The following is a 19610-nucleotide window of genomic DNA, read 5'->3' as shown; positions in this document are numbered from 1 at the left end:
AATTGGAAATTCATATGTTTCATTTATTAAAGTTGACTATTATTTATGATCCATGTCATGATCCATGTCATGATCCATGTCGTGGTCCATGTCTTCCATATCTTCCTTGTTCTCCATGTCGTCCATGTTATGAGAACCTTCTGGAGCTGGACTAAATTCTAAATGCGTTCCAGTGAACGTTTGTCGACCAACATGCTCTGTTTTTAATAATTCGTCGAATTTTTCTTCAGTAAGTGGCTCTGATTTAGCTTTAGCCTCTTCTACCCATTCTTCAAATTCAGCAGGAGAAACTGCTTGCACATCAAATAGTTGGTGAGCAGAACCTTTACCACTAAAGTTTGAATTTCGTCCCCACATTTCTCCTGGTTCATCTGCTAACAAGTGAAGCGTAGTTACCATGTCAGCCATTGCATACTTTTGCCCACCAAGCTGCGGAATCCAGAAGCTTGAGATTGGTCCATAAGAATAAAGTTTAAACTCAAGCGGACGGTCTGTCGGAACATACACGTAGTTTACTGTTTCAATATTTTCTTCCGGATAACTAAAATGCCACTTCCAGTTAGATGATGAAGCATAAATAACTAGAGGTTCTTTGTTTTCATATCCTTTCGGCGTTGCCTCAACGTCTTTTAGTGAAGTTACAGTAACAACGGATAGGAAAGCAACAATGATTATTGGAATTGCTGTCCAAATTGTTTCAACAACTGCACTTCCTTCAATGTGAGGAGGTTCATAATCTTTGCTTTGTTTAGACGCACGATATTTTACTAACATATAAATAAAGGCAACAGTTACAACAACACAGATAGCAAGCATTATCCAAATTGTAAGAATAATAGTATCTGAGAGTGTTGCCGCTTGAGGACCTTTTGGATCGAAGACAGCCAATGGATTTTCGCAGCCAGTAAGCACAGTGGCAATAGCGAAAATAAGAGCTAATAAAGTCCATTTCATTTTCATAAAGATTCCCCTTTCTTTTTTTTTAGAAGTTGTGTTGAAAATAATTGATAACGCTATCATGTTTACAATTACATTCTTATATTAGTATCATTAAGAAAAAAAAACAATGGAAAGTGATATATGTCACAAAATGTTCATGAAGAATTATACAATAAATGGAATCTCGGATATTTAATAACATATTTTGAAAAAGGGAATATAATAATTTATTAATCTGTTTTCGTTTTCCTCTAAAATAAAAGGGATATCAATTGCTTATCAAAAACAATTGATGGGGAAATCTTCGCAAAAAAAATACATTGATATAATAATATTTAAAAGAGGCATAGCAAAAAAGAGTTATATTATACTAAAAAAACAGGAATCGATTTCGATTCCTGTTTTTTTAGTATAATTTTATTTTGAATTTTTATAAATAAAAAGTGCCTGGGTCGACTTTCTAATGAACGGACCCAGGCACTTTTGTCTCCCTTAAAAAGCGGAATAGGTTGGATTATCAACTCTGTTTTAATGATGTTAAACGTGGATTCAGCTATGGCATTGTCATACAAGCCACGGTTCATGCTCAAAGATTGATTAATGAAAATAATTTTTTATGGTGCTCCTTAAAACTCCCTCTATGATGAACGTCCCCTTCTGACCACTTCCATGGCTAAAGCCAAGGGGTTCTTTCTCACAAACATCCCACTTACCATCTTCTATAAGAAGAGGCAGAGGTGAAACTTAGGTGAGCAACGCTTGAGAGATCTTCTCTCCCAAGTGGGCAAGGTCTGTGCCGACTCCGCCGTTCGACCGGCGATACTTTTTCCTGTTGGAGGCTTGTCCTTAAGAGAGGAATCTCCTTGTTTTTTGGACAAAAAACGTCGATACCAAACAGGCTGTTTAAATACAACAGAAACCAGTGGTTGGACGGCCATGTGATGTTGTTTACGCGCGCAATATTTTGGGCGCCGTTTACATCACGATGGATTTCTGTTTTGTGAACAGAACAAATCAACGTTCTTCCCTTTGTTCGATGTCTGCCTCCGCAAAACGGATAGTCTTGAGACGTATAGCTTTCCTCCGTTTCTGTCACGATGATGCCTTTTAGTTTCACTTACAGTTGCAATAATCGTTCTACTAGCAACAGCGTTTGTCCAATCTGGTGTCCAAGTAGTCATGTTCATGCATGCTAGAGAATCTGAAGATAAAGCATCCATTTATGCACATATTTGGTATTCCGTATTCCTTGCAGTCATTAATATACTAGAGTCCTTACTTTGTATGGTATGGGCTTATGAAATCCCGAGAATATAAGTTAGAGGTAGAAAGAAGAGTATCAATTTGATACTCTTCTTTTTCTTTTGAACATAACGACATTGGATACGTTAGATTTAATTGGGATGACCTTCTCCCCTTTGTCCGTATTTGAAACCAGCTCTTCCGTTAAAATGAAAAATAAACCAACCATAAATATGAGTGTCGCGCTAATAGTAATTGTTAGTCCTATGAACGATAACATGTAGTTCCATTTGTAACCGTTTACAATAAAACTTACAATCAGGATACCTAAACCAATGACATTAGCAGTTCCACATGCCCATTTTAAAGGGTTCAATATTTCTAAATTGGTTTTCATTTAGCTCAGCTCCTTTGCTTTTATTTTAATATATTTCACAAAATTGTCAAATATTTCTATAAAATTTCAACAAAAAAACTTGACAAAAATATTTTGTCATTATTTTATTAAAATATTCTATGCACTATAGATTAAAAATTCCACTAAACGAAAAGATCAATAATAGAGTAAAACCTCATTCATTAATGGTCTTTACTCCTTATTAATTCGCGATACACGAAAAAGAGTGCCCCAAAGATTGTTATTACAACATCTTTTTAAGGCACTCTTTTCCTTCATCATCTTTATCATCTTTATAATCTTTATAAATTTTTTAAGGCAGCAGAAAATCTTTTAATCCCTTCATGAATGCATAGTTCATTCTCTCTAGCAAAAGTAAATCGCACATATCCTTTTTTCGACCCTAAAGTAGAACCTGGAACATGGATGACCCCTCTTTTTATCGCTTCCTCCAGCAGCTTTTTCTCATTCAACGTTTCATTTATCTTGCACCATAAATGAATGCCGCCTTGTGGAATATGAAACTCAACCTGCTTATTCAAGTATTGCTGAAGACTTGAAACCATTTGATTTCTTCTTTTTTCTAACTGCTCCCTTAAATAAACAATATGAGAATGAAAATAAGGAGAACTAAGAAAGTCATTTGCTACCCACTGATTAAAAATTCCATGTCCAAAATCAATTTGTTGTTTAGCATCCGATAGTCTTTCGATGACAGACTTCGGGCCAATAATCCAACCAATTCGCAAACCAGAAGCAACGATTTTGGATAATGAACTAATATATAAAACATTTCCATATTCATCCATTGATTTTAGCGTAGCGATTTCTTCTCCATTAAATGCTGTTAAACTATAAGGATCATCTTCAATAACAGGGATTCCATGCTCAGACGAAATCTCTAATATCCTTCTACGTCGCTCAATAGAAAGCAGCGTTCCTGTAGGATTCTGAAAAGCAGGATTTAAAAAAATCATACGAATTTTTCGCTTTTTAAGAAGAGATAACAAATCATCCGGATCGATTCCTTCCTGATTCACAGGCAACGGATACGTTCGTATGCCAGCTGATTGAAAAATAGGAAGACTATATGAATAAGAAGGGTCCTCAAGGGCAACAGCATCCCCTGGTTTCAGTAAACATTGCACGACGAGATGCAGAGCTTGTTGAGCACCAGAAGTAATCATAATAGAAGATGGATCTGTATGAATTCTTCTATATTGTTTTACATGAGAGACAATCGTTTCCCTTAAATATGCGTTTCCTTGTGGGTGGTCATAACCAAGGCTCCCAACAAATGATCTGCCGGAAAGGATTTCTCTTAGAGAATCAACGGGAAACAAATCTTCTGATAATTCTCCACTAGATAAATTAATTAAGTTATGCTCGACCATTTCTTTACGAATTCTTTGTATGAGCGGTAAGTTTGGCAAAAATGAACCAGATTCAATATAGGTGTTCCAACTGGGAATACGCCTTCTAGTCATTCCCCAAATATCCTTACTAATAGTCGTTCCACTTCCTTTTTTCCGTTCAATTAATCCATTAGCCTCCAGTTCATCATAAGCCGCTACTACTGTACTTCGGTTTACTTTTAATTCACTGGCTAAAGAGCGTTCTGAAGGTAATGGAGTATCTGCCGAAAAGGTTCCATCAGCGATTCCATGTTCAATATATTCGGCAATTTGTTTATAGAGAGCTTTTTTAGAATTTCGATTCAGCTTCCAATCCACAATCTACATTCCTTTAGTTTCCATTATGATTTTCAACATCCTTTTCCTTCTTTTTATTAGATCTCCATTCAAGGTTTTGAGCTACCCCGCCTAGAGATACAATTGAAATAATGACAACTAAAGTGTTATTTAACCAATTTGGCATATTTTTTTTCATCAAAGTTCCTCCTCCAATACATCTATATCACCTTTTTTATAAAGGCTTGTTAACCTTGTACATCTATTCTATCTTTATTTATAATATATATTTTAATAAATGAGACCATCCAATCATAGCATGTTTCCCCCATCCACTTAAACAAACTGATAATATTCACTAAATTGTCATTTTACCTCCCCATTTATGCCTCATAACCAAACAAAAAAAAGCCCCCAAATCAAGGGACTAAGTCATGTTCATTGTTCCTTTCTAATCTATTTTCTTCAAAATATTTCTTCTCAAACCAAGGGCTTATGTTACCTCTCTCTATACCCACCCCATGAAACGAACGATTTGAGTAATTAAAAACGTAACTAAAAGCGCAATCCCTGTTGGAATCATAAAAGACCAAAATGTCCATTTTATACTTTTTGTTTCTTTATAAATATTAACCAATGTCGTTCCACATGGGTAATGTAACAATGAAAACAACATCATATTAAGAGCTGTTAACCAAGTCCAACCGTTATTCAAAAAAATCTGCTTTAGATCTTCAATACCATCTACATCAATTAATGCACCTGTTGATAAGTACCCCATCAATAATATGGGTAATACAATTTCATTTGCTGGAAGCCCAATTAAAAATGCCATTAGTATATAGCCATCTAATCCAATTATTTGTCCTAATGGATCTAAAAAGTTCACAATATGCAATAAGATACTCGTATCTCCTACCTGAATATTAGCTAAAACCCAAGTCAAAATTCCTGCAGGAGCTGCAACTTTTATTGCACGATTAAGGACAGCTAAAGATTTAGTTAAAGAGGATCTAATGACCGTATCAAAAAATTTTGGTTTTCTATAAGGCGGCAGTTCTAGCGTATAATGAGTAGGAACACCCTTTAGCGCTGTTTTAGAAAGTACCCACGAAACAAGAAACGTTATTATAATCCCAAACATTACAATGCCAACGATGACTGACGTTGTAACCAAAGACTTCATTCCGCCTGTAAAGCCTGCGGCCATAAATAGAGAAGCTAAAACAATTAGTGTGCCCCACCGACCATTACAAGGGACAAAATTATTGGTCAGAATAGCTAACATTCGTTCACGAGGGGACTCAATAATTCGTGAAGACATAACTGCAGCTGCATTACATCCGAACCCCATAGCCATTGTTAATGATTGCTTTCCATGCGCCCCAACAGTTTTAAATAATCGGTCCATGTTAAAAGCAACTCGAGGCAGATAGCCATAATTCTCAAGAAGTGCAAAAGTAGGGAAAAATATGGCCATCGGCGGAAGCATCACACTAATCACCCAGCTCGTTCCTCGATATAACCCTAAAACAAGAACTCCATGAAGCCAATCTGGAGCATGTAAAGTCGTAAACATTAGAGTTAAATATCCTTCAATCCAACTAAAGAATTCAGCTAACATAGCAGAAGGAATATTTGCTCCTGCAATCGTTAAATAAAAAACAACTCCCAACATAATGAGCATAATTGGAAATCCCCAAATGGGAGATGTAAAAATAGCATCTAATTTTTCTGTTCTTTGATCATGTCTTGTTTTTGTAAAACTAACTCCTTCTTTAATCAATTCATTGCTTTTTTTATAAAGTTGTTCAACAATTTATAAAATAAAAAAACTGCTAAATGATGTTAGCAGTTTCATTCACGCTAATTCTGCAAAGTTACATTAAAATTTGCGGTTAAAACACTACGTATACTCTTCGTAAATTTTATGAGACTGAAAAGGTAAATTGTTTTCTATGAACGAAATTTGATAACAAAAAAATTTCATATAAAAATAATTGACAAAATTTGCTTTCAATCATATGTTATATATGAACATATGCTCATATAGTTTATTGTAGTGTTAAGCATAATTTATGACGTTATGGTTATAGGTGCTGGGCAATCTGATTTATCTATAGGAGATTCCCTAAAGAAGCCCCTCTTTTCTTTTCTAATCCTTTATCAACATATCACTAACAAGAATAAATGAGGTGTATATTTTATGAACCAACATGACCATTCCTTTTTATCGCCTAATACGGTAGACGAAGCCTCCCGAATTTTTAAAGCATTAGCTGACCCGACTAGAATAAAGATTTTATATTTACTTTCTCAAGAGGAATGCTCTGTCAATCACATTACTGAAGTATTAGATATGACACAATCAGCTGTTTCCCACCAATTAAGTTTCTTAAGAAATCTACGACTTGTTAAGTATAGACGTGAAGGCAACACGTTTTATTATACCTATGACGATGAACACGTTATTACCATTTTAAATCAAGTTTTATCACACATTCAATGTGAGTAAGGGAGGAATGAACATGGGCCATCACCATGATCACGGACATCATCACCACGGTCACTCTCATAGTCATAATCATTTTGAAGAAACAAGAGAAGGAAATAAAAAAGGGTTAATTACAGCTTTACTAATTACTACTGGAATTATGTTCTTAGAATTCTTTGGAGGTTTACTCACCAATAGTCTAGCCTTATTATCTGATTCCGGACATATGCTTAGTGACGCTAGTTCCTTATTTCTAAGTTTAATTGCGATATGGTTCGCAGCGAGACCGCCATCACCTAATAAAAGCTATGGATATTATCGCTTTGAAATATTAGCGGCATTATTTAATGGTGTTACCCTATTTGTAATCGCAGGGTTTATCGTTTGGGAAGCATACGGACGCTTTTTCGAACCGCCAACTATTGCAAGTGGAACAATGATGCTGATTGCTTCAATAGGATTGTTTGCCAATTTAATTAGTGCTTGGTCGTTAATGCGCAAAGGCGACGTGAAGAATAATGTTAATTTACGAAGTGCTTATCTACACGTACTTGGGGATGCATTAGGTTCTGTTGGAGCAATTGCAGCTGGTATATTAATGCTCTTATTTAATTGGTATATAGCAGACCCTATCATTTCAGTTTTAGTCGCATTATTAATTTTAAAAAGTGCTTGGGGAGTCATAAAGCACTCGGTTCATATTTTAATGGAGGGCACCCCTCTTACTATTAATCAAGAAGAAGTAAAAGCAGCTCTAAAAGAAATTGATGGAGTCATCGATGTACATGACCTCCATATATGGACCATTACTTCTGGATTAGATTCTTTAAGCTGTCATGTACTAATTGAAGATGATAAAAACAGTCAAGAAATATTACAAGAAGCCATTAATAAAATAAAGGATACATTTAAAATAGAACACACAACGATTCAAATTGAAACTTCACTCATTGCTCACAATGAATTAAAAATATAAACGTGCCATTAAGGTACGTTTTTCTTTTAGTTTGGCTTTGTTAAACAATATTGTTGATTATTTGAGGGCTCTAGTGTTTGCTCCTTTATTCCCCATGAATAATTTCTATATTTTGTCCATATATACTTATAGGCAGAATATAGGGGTGTAAAATGTTTTATATTGGCGTACTAGGTTTCGTTGCAACAGCAATAGGAATTAGTATCGGCGGATTGCTCACAATGCTTTTAAGAAGGTTTCAACAAGGAATCGCAACTATATACGCATTATGCACAGGCTTGATTCTTGGATTAGTTTTTCTAGAGATTGTACCTGAAAGCATTAATCTCGGCGGATGGACCATATTTATTTTAGGAATTGTCACAGGTAGCTTAATTTTCTTGCTTATACACCAAACATATAATAGGGTTACCACCATTACTCATAATTCAAGTAAAGATTTATTTATGCATACGGGTTGCTTATTGGCACTCAGTATCTCAATCCATAACTTTCCTATGGGGATTGCTTTTGGTTCAAGTCAGCATACGGAGATAAGCGATTCCATTCTTCAAACACTTATTCTTCATAATATCCCTGAAGGAATAGCAATGTTTACGCCCTTACTTTTAGCTGGGCTTGGTATTTATGAACTCCTTCTCTTTACTTGTATTGTTTCTTTACCTGTTGGAATAGGAGCCGTTCTAGGAAGTATAGTTGGCATGGACTACCCTGCTTTATGGGCTTTTATTATTAGCCTTGCTGTAGGAATTATGATAATGGTTACACTTAAGGAAATTTTCTATGAAGCTTTAAGGCACTCATCAATGGTATATAGTTTACTAATATCAGGAGTCGGAGCGCTCATTATTGGTATGTATTTAAAAACAATATAGTTACCTAAACCATGCCTTTCGACTCTTTTTTTAGTTTGCGTTGCCGTTCACCAAAAAAAGCCCCAAACGAGGGACTTTCTATGTTTCGATATGTCTTACTGCTTACTTTGTAAGGTAACAGTCATTGTTTTCTTATCGTTACCGCGATATATCGTAAATGATACTTTATCCCCAATCTTTTTTTCTGTATACAATTGTTTTCTAAATTCCGTAGCTGTACCGACTTCTACACCATTAACTGCGACAATAATGTCTTCTTGTTGAAAGCCTGCTTCAGCTGCTGCTGAATTAGCTTCAATTCCAGTTATAATCACACCTGACTGAACAGAGTTCTGCACATTTTGTCTATAGTATTGTGGAATGTCGGAAACATTCATTAGACTTACGCCTAAATATGGACGAGTAATTTTCCCGCTTTTAACCAACTGCTCCGCGATGGGAATTACATCATTACTTGGAATCGCAAACCCTAATCCCTCTACTCCACTTTCTGAAATTTTCATACTGTTAATCCCGACGACCTCTCCACTCGTATTAATTAACGCTCCCCCACTGTTACCAGGATTAATCGCTGCATCCGTTTGAAGTACATTCAATTCCCATTCTCCCGCAGAAGTATCGACAGACATTGTGCGATTTATAGCACTTACGATCCCTTGTGTAACAGACCTAGAAAAATCAAGGCCGAGTGGATTCCCAATCGCTAATACGCTTTCTCCTGGACGAACACTGTCCGAATCACCAAAAGTAAGCCCTTCTGGCGCATCAGAAGCATCAATTGTTAAAACAGCTAAATCCGTTAATGCATCGGCCCCTACTACATCAGCTTTTGTTTTCGTCCCATCATATAAAGAAATCTCAACTTTAGCTGCTCCTTCAATGACATGGTTATTGGTAATAATATAAGCTTTTCCATTCTCCTTTTTCCAAATCACGCCTGAACCTGTACCGCTTTCAACCGTTTCACTTTCTCCATTAGCCGCTTGAGCGTTCGGTTCTCCAAACCAATTTTTCGTTTGGGATTCTTGATAATTTACGACACCTACAATTGATTTTGAGGCGTTTTCGACTATATCAGCAATGGAATCGCTATCCACATTACTTGTAGATACCTTTTGAACATTTGCATTTGATGTTTGGGTTGTTACAGTATCCGTTTCTTGCTTTTGATCGTTATTAATATAATCACCAGCAAACAGAAAGACAGAAGAAGTGATTAAAGCAGCAACTGTACTAGATATAATAGATGTCACTAATGGTGATTTTTCTTTTTTCACTTTTATTTGTTGTTTTACTTGCTCTTCATTGAATGGTTCCATATCCCGCTTCCTCCTATATGCAATACTTCTTTCAATGTCGTTATCATACAGGAGAAAGCTTAAGAAATTCTTAACGAAAGCAGAAAAAAAAGACGAATATTAATGTAACGTTCGTCTTTTTCTTTTAAAAGCTACTACGTTCGATCCCGTAGGAATAACTCTCTCCCCCTTTTCTGTATTCATCACCATTTCCTCCATCACAATAAAAAACATACCAACTAAAAAGATAGCTAGTGAAGTAATTAAAAGCATTAATCCGATAATAGAAAACAAATAATCTTTATTATATTCGCTGGCAAAGAGACTTAAAATGAAGATACCTAGACCAATTACACCAGCCGTACCGCACATCCATTTTAAAGGATTTAATATTCTCAAATGCTCCTCCATTCATCTCCCTCCTCTTTTTACCATTCTAAACCAATTAACAAATTCATCCAACACCATTTTACTTATTTTACCAACAAAAAAACCTACACCTATTAAAAAATTAAGTAGGTGTAGGTTTTCATTTAACATATCTATCAAAATCTAAAACTTGACTTCTAATTTTCTTATAGAGACTTTTTATATCTTCAACAGAGGTCGTTTTTCCATCATTGCATTATATCATATACTTCTTTTGTTTTCGGATTTACCCCGTACCAGCCCCATGTAGCTGTATGGCCGTATTCATTATCCTCTACGCTTTCAAATACTTGAAAAATATAATCGCCTTTTTCATCATCATGATCATACTGAACACGTAGATATGGATAATCCTCAATTTCGATAAAGTCTTTAACTAATTGCTCTGCTTCTTGAACAGTTAGTTTTTTAGAATCTTCCTTATTCTGATCCTGATCCTTTGGAACATCAGCACTTGACGAATTTGATGAATTTGATGAATTTGATGAATCTGATGAATTCGAATCATTCTCCGCTTTTTTTGGCTCTGTGTTGACTTCGTTCTTCTCTGGTTCTTTTACGTCTGCTGGCACTTCAATATTTTGCTCCTCAAGCGCCGCCTCTTCTTCAGGGCTCAATGTTTCTTCTTCTACTGCATCAGATGAATCTTCATTCATATGATCAATCTTTGTTACCCATTCATCCGCAATCTTAACCATTTTTTTGCCTAACTTTGTTTTAGCTTCGTATCCCGCTCCTTTTTCAAAAGCTGTTAAAGCGGCTTCAAAGTCTTTCTCTTCGTAATGACTGATTCCATCAGCAAGGTATTTAGAAAGCTCCATCAATTCCTTTGCTTCATCCGTTTCTTGATCCTTGTACGCTAATGTAAACGCATCATACGCTTCCAAATAATTTTCTTCTTGCACTTGCTCTTTTCCTAAATCCATATTGGCATCATATTCCCTTGATGTACAACCCGCAACCATTAATAAAAATGTCAGTACAACCAATGCTGTTACTCTCTTTCTCACCTTGGCACCTCTCGTGTAATTAATCAGTTTCATATTCTTTTATTGTATCACGAATGACATAACAGATAATACTAAACACTGAATAACAGGAAATAAGGACGTGAATTTGGATGGATTTTTTTCAAAGCCAGGAATCCCTTACTTCAATAGAGTGGATTTTAAGGGCTGTCGTTGCTTTTCTTTTCTTATTCTTTATGGCAAAAATAATGGGACAACGATCGATTTCTCAGTTACAACTACTTGATTTCATTATAGCCTTATCAATTGGAAACATTATTGCCCATCCATTGTCTGATGAAGGGTTAGGTTTGAAAGGCTCGATGATTACCATGACCGTTTTAGTTACTTTATACTTAATTGGGGTATTTGCGAGTCTGAAATGGAAGAAACTTCGACATTTTATCGATACTCCGTCCTTCTCACTTATTGAAAATGGGAAGATTATATCTAAAAACTTAAAAAGAGCGAGAATATCTATTGATTTTTTATTATCAGAATTGAGGAAGGAAAAAATCGAAGACGTTCAAAAGATAGCACTTGCTTTGTGGGAACCGGATGGTACGATTTCATTTTTCTTGCATTCACAATATCAAGCGATGACCCCAGCGGATATGAATATAGTGACTAAACCATTTGCTTTTCCTAGTACAATTATTAAAGAGGGAAAAATTGAATTCAAAGAATTACATCGTATTGGTAAGAACGAAAACTGGCTAAAACACAAAGTTAAAAGCCTATACGATACAGACATACATGATATTTTATTAGGAACCATTGATCAAAACGATCAATTAAAAATCTTTTTATATCATTAAGCACAGCTAAAAAAACAGAGAACTTCAAACTAAATCCGTTTGAAGTCTCTGTTAAAACGCATGGCTATCACAAATTATCTTACTATACTCTATGAATGGTTAATTATGCATTACATAGGCGGTTATTACTTATTCCCTGGAGCAGGCTGATCCACACCTCTTACTCGATGTCGATGCCCATCGTTTTCTGTTGTATAAAAATCATAATGATGGACGTGCATTCCATTTCCTACAGGGATAGCAGGACCTGAATATGCCTGATAATGATGGGTATGCCCATCTTCAAAGAGCACATATCCTTCCGTGTAATGAATATGATTCCCATCTTGAGTTTGAATAGGAGGAGAAGTAACATCTAAACATTGATGAACATGACCGTCATTTACAGATGTATAGTCAACGGAACCATGATTATGGCTTGGTACAAATCCCGGTACAAAATCATCTTTACCTACACGATTCATTTTGGCCCCCCCATACAATATAATAAAATGTTATTGCTGTTCACTCATTTTCTTCTAAAGAACGTTCAATAAAGAGTTGTTCGGTTAATGACTCCGGTTTGGCCGCAAATGATTCAGGTGGAAGTAACATACGATTAAACTCATCTGCGCTTACATGACCAGGTATTTGAGGCTGATTTTGCATGCCTCTCCCCTTTCTTATTCTGACTTTACCATTAGTTTATTGGGTTCATAATTGAATTATGTTATAAACTAAAAAACTCTTACATACGCTTCTTTACTCCTTCGCTATCTTTCTTTTAAAACAACAAAAAGAAAATCTAGCATATAACAAAAAAACACCCATCAAAACGGGTGTTTTTTGTTAATGATTTTGCTTATAATACGTAAAACCTTTGACGATATCCATTACATAAATAAGGTATTCTAACCTACTAAATATTACGCTGTAGTTTACCTAAACGTCTTTTCTCTACTTTTTCAAGGCGCTCAGCTTGATTCAGCTTCACTTCAAACAACGTAATTGGATCACGATACACTTCTGGATTTTCTCTCATATGCAGAAGCGTCTCTTGATACTCTTTCGTTTCCATCTGTGTTGTATCAATTGTTTTTTGCAGCATAGAAAATGCGCTTCTAAAGAACAAAGTAATATCACGTTCAATTGACTGCTCGAATAGTTCAAACTGAGCTAAGAAACGATCACTAATCATAAGTGCGACATCAAGGAAATCTTCATTTTCCAAATATTTTTTATAACGATTATACATCGATGCCTTGTTTTGAGGAATTGCTCCTAACAGTTTCCCAGCTCCTTTGAGCAATAATTGCGCTGGCGTGCGTCGAAGCAAAATATTGACATTTTCTATTCGAATGCCACTTGTCATTCTATCTGCATCTCTTCGCCAATCATCGAGCACTTTAAAATCACCAAGTAAGCCAATCCGTTCCTCCTGATATAACTCATTAAAGCCACTGCTTACATCATCCATAAACTGCTGACTTTGAGTAAATTCCATTTCGGACTCTGAAATCCATTTTTGCAAAGAATGATAGTAATCTGGCATTAAAGTCTGCTTAACATATTCTTGAATTTTTTCATTCATTTCTTGATTTAATTGCACATGAACTTGACTAAAATCACTATTTTCCGTTATTAAATTAGAGCAGTTATGCAAGATTTCAGGAATTTTTGTAAATATTTCATTTTTGACTTCTTCCTTAAACGAACGATACGATTTAGTAATCGTTTTAATTTTTTCCTTTTCCAAATCAGCTAATTGATTCATCGCTCCGTTGAGCTTCTCTACCATTTGTTCATTCCAAGCAATCGAATGTTCCCATCTTCTTTCCGTAGACGCCCGCTTTTCTAACAAATAAGTTAACGTCTGATGAATAAAAGTCAGTACCTTCTCTGTCCGCTTTTCTTTCCAATCATGTTGACGATAATTACTATTCATAAATAGTGCAAAATCATTCAGTTGCTTGCTATCTTCATACTTATTCGAAAAAGCAAACACTTTCGCCTTTGGAAAGTACATATTTACTTTATTCCATGTTTCATCTTCCATCTGCATAGCCACTTGATCGCTATAAACGGTATCCATTTTATTTAATAAAAAATGAATCGGAATTTGCGGTGCTGCTGCTTGAATGTCTAATAATAAATCACGCTCCACTCCTGTAAAAGGAGCCCGTGCATCTAACACAAATAATAGTCCATCGCTTCCTGCTAAATGATGTTGAAAATCGGAAGAAATCGTTTTTTCTCCATTAAACCCTGGCGTATCAACTACACGCAACGTTTGCTTTTGCAAATAATCACTTGAAAGGTGGATATCCATAATGGACCCTTTTTGACCATTTGTCTCACCTAACTCCGTTACAATATTTTGTTCATCCCCCGTAATTTCGATGATGGCTGATTCCGAGCTATCTTGAACACTAATCGTACCAGAATAATCATGCGCTGCTAATGTTTGACCAACAAGTGCTTCCACAAAGGATGTTTTCCCGCTGCCAGCACTTCCCGCAAGAAGAAGACGATAAGAATTGGTATTGATTAACTCACGAATCATCCACTTTAATTTATAGCCAACGGCTAATTCATTCTCCTGCGCCCAAGCCACAATCGACTCGAATAACGTTTCGCTTGCCGCTAGGCCACCCTTCACTTTACTTGATTGATTTAATACCCCCTCTGCCTCGTGAACAATTAACATATTCATTGATTCAGGGAATACCTTGCTCCATGAAGCTACAGCTGCCGCTGCATGAATAATCTGCTCTCCATTTGAAATCTTCAACCAGTTTTCTAATAGACTTGGAATAACGGGCTTCAAATCACGAATCAAGTACTTTCCTTCCAATAAACGAGAAAATGCTTCTTGATATTGATCGGATAAATCATTCCATCCATGCTCTTTACTATGTTCGCCTTTACCAATTAATTCTGTAATAACCTCTAACCAATTAAAATACGAATCCGTATACTTATAATTTTTCCATAGAGCTACAGCCATCTTTTCAAATCGAACTGGTTCAAGCTGATATAATGATTCCAACATACGAGCAAAATAATCTGGAGCACTGGATTGAGCAACTCCTTGCTTAATATAAGCATGCAATACATCAAACCATGCCATAGATTCTGTCCGAATACTTTCATTAACAGCTAATTCAATAGCATTCGGCCAATCCTTTTGCTCTTCAAAAAAAGCACGAGCCATCTTCGTTACATTCGGATAATCTGGATCAAATGCAACCGCTTCTTTAATGACATCACGTGCTAATGGATGTTTCATCCCAACGATATAAAGAGAAAACAATTGCAAAAACACTTCCATCTTCAACACTGGGTTATCAGTCGAAACATCTTTATAAATCGATTCTGCTGTATCATATAATTCCAACTCAAAATACGCATCTGCAATATTCTTCTTTGCCCATGGACCGAGTTTGCCCTCAATGTTTTCCCATTTAAAAACGGCTGCTTCATAATCAAGATGTTGAAAATATACTTCCCCTTGTGCAAAACGAATATCTGTTAAATTAGCAATCTCCTTCTTGTTTTCTTCTATAAAAAGTTCTCCTAAAGATTCAATTGGATGCTTTTCTTTACCTTCTATAAGTATTTCGTAAAACTTTTTTTGAATTAATTGCTCGTCCATTCTCACGCCTCCACCCTTATATTTTTACAATATGTTTATTTAAAAGGCTTCCGTAAATACGATTGTTGATAAATGATTTTTTGGCTTATATGTGAAACCGTGGTTTTGCCCATCCTGCAGTATAGCCATGTAAAAATCCACTTTTAAATCATTATTTTAACAAAATAGGTTTGTTATACGATGTCACAACCTTTACATTTTCAACACAGAAATTGCACTTCTGTAAAGATTTTAATAAAAATGATACGTAATTTCCAAAATACACACTATAAAATTAACAGATTTTTACACAGGTAACCAGCTACAAACATCCTAAACTTAAATCTCAAAAACTGGGATAATCCGTAGTCTAATGATACAAAAAATCCCCATTGACTGTCTTCTCAATGAGGTTTTTCTTCGGTCAAACCCCCATACGTTTTCGTTGGTTGTTTGGTTTTTTAGTTAATTGATTTTTTAGTGGCTTAGCGGTCTTTACAACTCCTGTTTCTTTTGTTCCTGCTGTTGTCTGAGCTTGCTTTTGTGCCAACTTCTGCTTAATGGCATCCGCCAAACTCATCTTTTTAGTTTCAGACATGCTATTGTCTCCTTTTAACTTTCATCTGACCTATCTTCATTATAAGCGAAAACACCAAACAAAGATACTGATCCCTGCATCTCATAATCTCAATTGAAAACTTTTTCCTATTTTGCTATATTGTTTGAATAGATGCAAAACTACTTACTTTTTTAGAAAGGTCGCGTTTGCGAATGAACAAATCATTAGTTATTTTATTTTTAGTTTTGGCCAACTTGTTTTGGGCTGGCAATTATGTATTTGGTAAATATGTCATAAACGAAATGTCGCCTATACAATTAACCTTCTCACGTTGGCTACTTGCAACGTTCTTATTAATTCCGATTGCCCACTGGATTGAACGCCCTCATTGGAAACAAGTGTGGAAGCAGTGGAAAATTCTCTGGATTATGGGTGTACTCGGAATTATTAGCTACAACCTTCTCCTTTATTGGGCACTGAAATACACAACTCCACTGAACGCAGCACTCGTTAATTCTATTAATCCAGCTGTTATCGTATTTTTTTCTGCGTTTTTATTACGAGAGCGAATTTCTCTAAAAAACGGAATTGGCCTGCTCATTTCCTTATTAGGTGTTTTACTCGTGTTAACGAAAGGGCAGCTTCAAGAAGTTCTTCACCTTACCTATAACAAAGGTGATGTATTAATGATTGCGGCCATTCTCGTCTGGACATTTTATTCAATTATCGGAAAAAAACTTAAAAATATTCCCCCCATTTCCGGGACATCTATATCTGTTATTCTAGGACTTATCACTTTATTGCCATTTGTTCTTTTTTCCGAGTTTAATTATCAGCTTAGTAACCAAGCCATTATTGGTATTTTGTATATTGCTCTCTTTCCATCTGTTGGTTCCTTTATTTTTTGGAATAGCTCGTTACGCCATATTAATGCTAGCCAAGCCGGGATTTATCTTAACTTAATTGCTGTTTTTACCGCTATTTTAAGTTTAATTTTAGGACAAACGATTACACTTGTACAAATTGTCGGCGGCCTGCTTGTCTTTATTGGAGTTTACCTATCTAGTCAGAAAGCCAAACTACAGAGTACGAATTCTTAATAATAACGGAACGCCCCTTGAATAAAGAGGGGCGTTTACGTTATCTTTTGTAATGTAACAAAATTTAATGAAAAAAGGTGTGCTGTTTTTGCGGATTAATAAATATATTAGTGAGTCAGGAATTACCTCCAGACGTGGAGCAGATAAATGGATTGCAGAAGGTCGCGTAACCATTAACGGAGTTGTTGCGGAGCTAGGAAGTCAAGCTGAACCTGGCGATGATGTACGTGTAGATGGAAAACCGATTATAATTGAGCAGCAATATGTCTATATTGCTCTTAATAAACCTGTTGGCATTACAAGTACAACAGAAAGGCATATTAAAGGCAATATTGTGGACTTTGTTAACCATCCGCTTCGAATTTTTCATATCGGTCGACTCGATAAAGATTCAGATGGCTTAATTTTACTAACAAATGACGGTGACATCGTAAATGAAATTTTGCGAAGTGAAGGTAAGCATGAAAAAGAATATATCGTAACGGTCGACCAGCCTATTACCCCTGCGTTTCTCAAAAAAATGGCTGCAGGCGTAGAAATTTTGGACACGGTAACCTTGCCTTGTAAAGTCACCCAATTGTCTAAATATGTGTTCAAAATTATTTTAACGCAAGGGCTAAACCGTCAAATTCGGCGCATGTGCTCAGCTTTAGGTTATCAGGTACGAAGCTTACAGAGAACACGTATTATGAATATTCGCTTAGATGGTCTCGCTGTCGGTCAATGGCGTGATTTAACGAAAGAAGAGCTGAGTGATTTATTTAAACAATTGAATTATACTCCTAGACAACGTTGAATAACGATATACTCCCCTTTTCAAGAGATCAGCATCGCTTCTGATCTCTTTTTATGTACACTTTTTTCTGAAAATTCAATAAATTTTATGTAATGTTGCAGGATATAACGATTCAACTAAAGAATCAACAAATATACCTATAAAGTGGTTAAAAAAAGGGGGATAGTTATGTCAGTCTGTAATGAAAAGAGAGTAGAACTTTTAGCTATACAAAAGGAAAGCGGTCAATTTTTTTTACACATCCGATTACTATTGGACCAAGAAATCGAACTAGTTTGGGAAGTTGATGAAACAACAGCTAACAGTTTACAAGCTAGAGCTAAGTTTGAAACCGGCGCTAAATATTACCTATCCTTTTATCACTCTTGGGATGCTCTAAAAAAGAAAAAGGTGAGCTGCATCACTCGAACCTATCTTGGCAAAAGTAATAAAAAATTTTTTTCATGTTCAAAAGAATATAGTCAAAACTTGAACTTACTGAAACCTATTCAGCAAATCAAACAGCTTCATGCCCTACCCTTCTTATCTAGTCCACATTCACTTAAGCAAGACAAAGAGATAACCAGCAAACAAAAGACTACATATATACCCTTTCTTTCTCCTAAGCTGGCCTGGATGGCAGTCTTTATTATGAGTCTCTTCGCATTTCTAGGATTGAATGAAACTAAACCTGTGAAAGCCGAAGCATTAAATAATAAGATAGTCGTAACAGCAGCCTCTGTAATACCTGAAGAAAAAGAGAGCATTCAACAGCCTGCTATAAAGCTAAAAAAATCGATGAACTATACCGTCCCTAGAGGTTACGTAGCTCTTACTTTCGATGATGGCCCTTCTAAATATTCTAAGAAAATAGTAAACATTTTAAAAAAATATAAAGTAGGCGGTACGTTTTTCTATATTGGAACAAACGTGAAAAACCGGCCTGAAGATGTAAAATACACGAAAAGGAATGGTTTTTCAATCGGCAGCCATTCTATGAATCACCCAAAATTCACAAGTCTTTCTTATCAAAAACAAGAAAAAGAACTAACACAAGCCAATACCATCATTGAAAAAATCACGAAGGAACCTGTCACTCTGTTTCGGCCACCTTATGGTGCTAAAAATCTAAATACAAGTAAACTAACTAAAAAATACAGTCAGAAGATGGTTATTTGGAGTATTGATACTAGAGATTGGGAAAGCCGCAATGCAAAAAAAATTCTTACAGTAGTGAAAAGTTCTAAAACATCCGGATCGATTATTCTTCTGCATGAATCATCAGCCGTTGTTGAGGCCTTACCTGACATTATTAAACATTTACAAAAAGAAGATTTAAAGATTGTAAATCTACAATAACTAACTAGGCAGATGCAACACTATAAACATGCATAACA

20 protein-coding genes and 1 pseudogene are annotated in these 19610 nt (G+C 35.7%); 8 read left to right on the top strand and 13 right to left on the bottom strand.

Annotated elements, in window-relative coordinates:
- Positions 1 to 39 precede the first annotated feature (39 nt).
- Both qoxA and BAOM_RS24805 read right to left on the bottom strand, forming a co-directional pair.
- Complete coding sequence (gene qoxA, locus BAOM_RS02830) at positions 40 to 960, bottom strand: cytochrome aa3 quinol oxidase subunit II (protein ID WP_127758958.1); 921 nt, start codon at positions 958 to 960, stop codon at positions 40 to 42.
- A 688-nt stretch (positions 961 to 1648) separates the two neighbouring features.
- Positions 1649 to 2035: a transposase gene (locus tag BAOM_RS24805; RefSeq protein ID WP_252282938.1), complete on the bottom strand. Its 387-nt coding sequence runs from the start codon at positions 2033 to 2035 to the stop codon at positions 1649 to 1651.
- An 83-nt stretch (positions 2036 to 2118) separates the two neighbouring features.
- On the opposite strand from BAOM_RS24805, the gene BAOM_RS25435 reads away from it, so the two are divergent.
- A complete protein-coding gene (locus tag BAOM_RS25435) occupies positions 2119 to 2256 on the top strand; it encodes a cytochrome C oxidase subunit IV family protein (protein ID WP_353737937.1) in 138 nt (45 codons plus the stop codon).
- Positions 2257 to 2278: 22 nt separating this feature from the next.
- On the opposite strand, the gene BAOM_RS02815 is transcribed toward BAOM_RS25435, so the two are convergent.
- The 4 genes from BAOM_RS02815 to BAOM_RS02805 form a co-directional block, all read right to left on the bottom strand.
- Positions 2279 to 2578 (bottom strand): hypothetical protein, encoded by a 300-nt coding sequence (locus BAOM_RS02815; protein ID WP_127758957.1) that lies wholly within the window; start codon positions 2576 to 2578, stop codon positions 2279 to 2281.
- A gap of 302 nt (positions 2579 to 2880) precedes the next feature.
- Positions 2881 to 4311, bottom strand: coding sequence for a MocR-like pyridoxine biosynthesis transcription factor PdxR (gene pdxR / locus BAOM_RS02810; RefSeq protein ID WP_127758956.1), 1431 nt, complete (start codon positions 4309 to 4311; stop codon positions 2881 to 2883).
- Between the two features lie 13 nt (positions 4312 to 4324).
- Positions 4325 to 4468, bottom strand: coding sequence for a hypothetical protein (locus tag BAOM_RS24140; protein ID WP_164853115.1), 144 nt, complete (start codon positions 4466 to 4468; stop codon positions 4325 to 4327).
- Positions 4469 to 4777: 309 nt separating this feature from the next.
- A complete protein-coding gene (locus tag BAOM_RS02805) occupies positions 4778 to 6088 on the bottom strand; it encodes a nucleoside recognition domain-containing protein (protein ID WP_127758955.1) in 1311 nt (436 codons plus the stop codon).
- 387 nt (positions 6089 to 6475) lie between these two features.
- Between BAOM_RS02805 and BAOM_RS02800 the strand changes: the two genes are divergently transcribed.
- The 3 genes from BAOM_RS02800 to BAOM_RS02790 all read left to right on the top strand — a co-directional run bounded on the left by BAOM_RS02800 (position 6476) and on the right by BAOM_RS02790 (position 8614).
- The gene (locus tag BAOM_RS02800) at positions 6476 to 6784 is read left to right on the top strand and encodes an ArsR/SmtB family transcription factor (RefSeq protein WP_119115731.1); all 309 of its coding nucleotides are present in this window, start codon (positions 6476 to 6478) and stop codon (positions 6782 to 6784) included.
- Positions 6785 to 6797: 13 nt separating this feature from the next.
- Complete coding sequence (locus BAOM_RS02795; RefSeq protein WP_127758954.1) at positions 6798 to 7739, top strand: cation diffusion facilitator family transporter; 942 nt, start codon at positions 6798 to 6800, stop codon at positions 7737 to 7739.
- 152 nt (positions 7740 to 7891) lie between these two features.
- Positions 7892 to 8614: a ZIP family metal transporter gene (locus BAOM_RS02790; protein WP_127758953.1), complete on the top strand. Its 723-nt coding sequence runs from the start codon at positions 7892 to 7894 to the stop codon at positions 8612 to 8614.
- Between the two features lie 95 nt (positions 8615 to 8709).
- On the opposite strand, the gene BAOM_RS02785 is transcribed toward BAOM_RS02790, so the two are convergent.
- The 3 genes from BAOM_RS02785 to BAOM_RS02775 all read right to left on the bottom strand — a co-directional run bounded on the left by BAOM_RS02785 (position 8710) and on the right by BAOM_RS02775 (position 11351).
- Entirely contained in the window at positions 8710 to 9933 is a 1224-nt protein-coding gene (locus BAOM_RS02785) for a S1C family serine protease (protein WP_127758952.1), read from the bottom strand.
- Positions 9934 to 10032: 99 nt separating this feature from the next.
- Positions 10033 to 10323 (bottom strand): hypothetical protein, encoded by a 291-nt coding sequence (locus BAOM_RS02780; protein WP_127758951.1) that lies wholly within the window; start codon positions 10321 to 10323, stop codon positions 10033 to 10035.
- 206 nt (positions 10324 to 10529) lie between these two features.
- Entirely contained in the window at positions 10530 to 11351 is an 822-nt protein-coding gene (locus BAOM_RS02775) for an outer membrane protein assembly factor BamD (protein WP_127758950.1), read from the bottom strand.
- A 110-nt stretch (positions 11352 to 11461) separates the two neighbouring features.
- On the opposite strand from BAOM_RS02775, the gene BAOM_RS02770 reads away from it, so the two are divergent.
- On the top strand, positions 11462 to 12166 hold the full coding sequence (locus tag BAOM_RS02770; RefSeq protein WP_127758949.1) for a DUF421 domain-containing protein: 705 nt from the start codon (positions 11462 to 11464) through the stop codon (positions 12164 to 12166).
- 125 nt (positions 12167 to 12291) lie between these two features.
- Here the strand turns inward: BAOM_RS02770 and BAOM_RS02765 are convergent, their stop codons facing one another.
- The 4 genes and pseudogenes from BAOM_RS02765 to BAOM_RS24130 all read right to left on the bottom strand — a co-directional run bounded on the left by BAOM_RS02765 (position 12292) and on the right by BAOM_RS24130 (position 16377).
- Positions 12292 to 12630 (bottom strand): YmaF family protein, encoded by a 339-nt coding sequence (locus BAOM_RS02765; RefSeq protein WP_127758948.1) that lies wholly within the window; start codon positions 12628 to 12630, stop codon positions 12292 to 12294.
- Positions 12631 to 12676: 46 nt separating this feature from the next.
- Positions 12677 to 12814: pseudogene (locus BAOM_RS24135) on the bottom strand (DUF2935 domain-containing protein); the annotation flags it as partial.
- 250 nt (positions 12815 to 13064) lie between these two features.
- Complete coding sequence (locus BAOM_RS02760; protein WP_127758947.1) at positions 13065 to 15800, bottom strand: GTPase domain-containing protein; 2736 nt, start codon at positions 15798 to 15800, stop codon at positions 13065 to 13067.
- A 403-nt stretch (positions 15801 to 16203) separates the two neighbouring features.
- Entirely contained in the window at positions 16204 to 16377 is a 174-nt protein-coding gene (locus BAOM_RS24130; protein ID WP_164853114.1) for a hypothetical protein, read from the bottom strand.
- A gap of 173 nt (positions 16378 to 16550) precedes the next feature.
- Here BAOM_RS24130 and BAOM_RS02755 point away from each other — a divergent pair, with 173 nt between their 5' ends.
- The 3 genes from BAOM_RS02755 (at position 16551) to BAOM_RS02745 (ending at position 19572) form a co-directional block, all read left to right on the top strand.
- Entirely contained in the window at positions 16551 to 17438 is an 888-nt protein-coding gene (locus tag BAOM_RS02755) for a DMT family transporter (RefSeq protein ID WP_127758946.1), read from the top strand.
- Positions 17439 to 17526: 88 nt separating this feature from the next.
- Positions 17527 to 18234: a 23S rRNA pseudouridine(2604) synthase RluF gene (rluF, locus tag BAOM_RS02750; protein ID WP_127758945.1), complete on the top strand. Its 708-nt coding sequence runs from the start codon at positions 17527 to 17529 to the stop codon at positions 18232 to 18234.
- A gap of 168 nt (positions 18235 to 18402) precedes the next feature.
- Positions 18403 to 19572: a polysaccharide deacetylase family protein gene (locus BAOM_RS02745; RefSeq protein WP_127758944.1), complete on the top strand. Its 1170-nt coding sequence runs from the start codon at positions 18403 to 18405 to the stop codon at positions 19570 to 19572.
- The last annotated feature ends 38 nt before the right edge of the window (positions 19573 to 19610 follow it).

Origin of the sequence: Peribacillus asahii, assembly GCF_004006295.1 — a bacterium.
GTDB classification, from domain to species: domain Bacteria; phylum Bacillota; class Bacilli; order Bacillales; family DSM-1321; genus Peribacillus; species Peribacillus asahii_A.
The sequence above is the reverse complement of the archived record's forward strand: the minus strand, read 5'-3'. Positions and strand labels throughout refer to the sequence as shown.

Coding starts and splice junctions, on each gene's coding strand:
- BAOM_RS02780 (WP_127758951.1), bottom strand. CDS start 10,323: ATGGAGGAGCATTTGAGAATATTAAATCCTTTAAAATGGATGTGCGGT.
- BAOM_RS02800 (WP_119115731.1), top strand. CDS start 6,476: ATGAACCAACATGACCATTCCTTTTTATCGCCTAATACGGTAGACGAA.
- BAOM_RS02745 (WP_127758944.1), top strand. CDS start 18,403: ATGTCAGTCTGTAATGAAAAGAGAGTAGAACTTTTAGCTATACAAAAG.
- BAOM_RS02815 (WP_127758957.1), bottom strand. CDS start 2,578: ATGAAAACCAATTTAGAAATATTGAACCCTTTAAAATGGGCATGTGGA.
- BAOM_RS02790 (WP_127758953.1), top strand. CDS start 7,892: ATGTTTTATATTGGCGTACTAGGTTTCGTTGCAACAGCAATAGGAATT.
- BAOM_RS02755 (WP_127758946.1), top strand. CDS start 16,551: ATGAACAAATCATTAGTTATTTTATTTTTAGTTTTGGCCAACTTGTTT.
- BAOM_RS02795 (WP_127758954.1), top strand. CDS start 6,798: ATGGGCCATCACCATGATCACGGACATCATCACCACGGTCACTCTCAT.
- BAOM_RS02765 (WP_127758948.1), bottom strand. CDS start 12,630: ATGAATCGTGTAGGTAAAGATGATTTTGTACCGGGATTTGTACCAAGC.
- BAOM_RS02760 (WP_127758947.1), bottom strand. CDS start 15,800: ATGGACGAGCAATTAATTCAAAAAAAGTTTTACGAAATACTTATAGAA.
- qoxA (WP_127758958.1), bottom strand. CDS start 960: ATGAAAATGAAATGGACTTTATTAGCTCTTATTTTCGCTATTGCCACT.
- BAOM_RS25435 (WP_353737937.1), top strand. CDS start 2,119: ATGTTCATGCATGCTAGAGAATCTGAAGATAAAGCATCCATTTATGCA.
- BAOM_RS24130 (WP_164853114.1), bottom strand. CDS start 16,377: ATGTCTGAAACTAAAAAGATGAGTTTGGCGGATGCCATTAAGCAGAAG.
- BAOM_RS02785 (WP_127758952.1), bottom strand. CDS start 9,933: ATGGAACCATTCAATGAAGAGCAAGTAAAACAACAAATAAAAGTGAAA.
- BAOM_RS02770 (WP_127758949.1), top strand. CDS start 11,462: ATGGATTTTTTTCAAAGCCAGGAATCCCTTACTTCAATAGAGTGGATT.
- BAOM_RS24140 (WP_164853115.1), bottom strand. CDS start 4,468: ATGAAAAAAAATATGCCAAATTGGTTAAATAACACTTTAGTTGTCATT.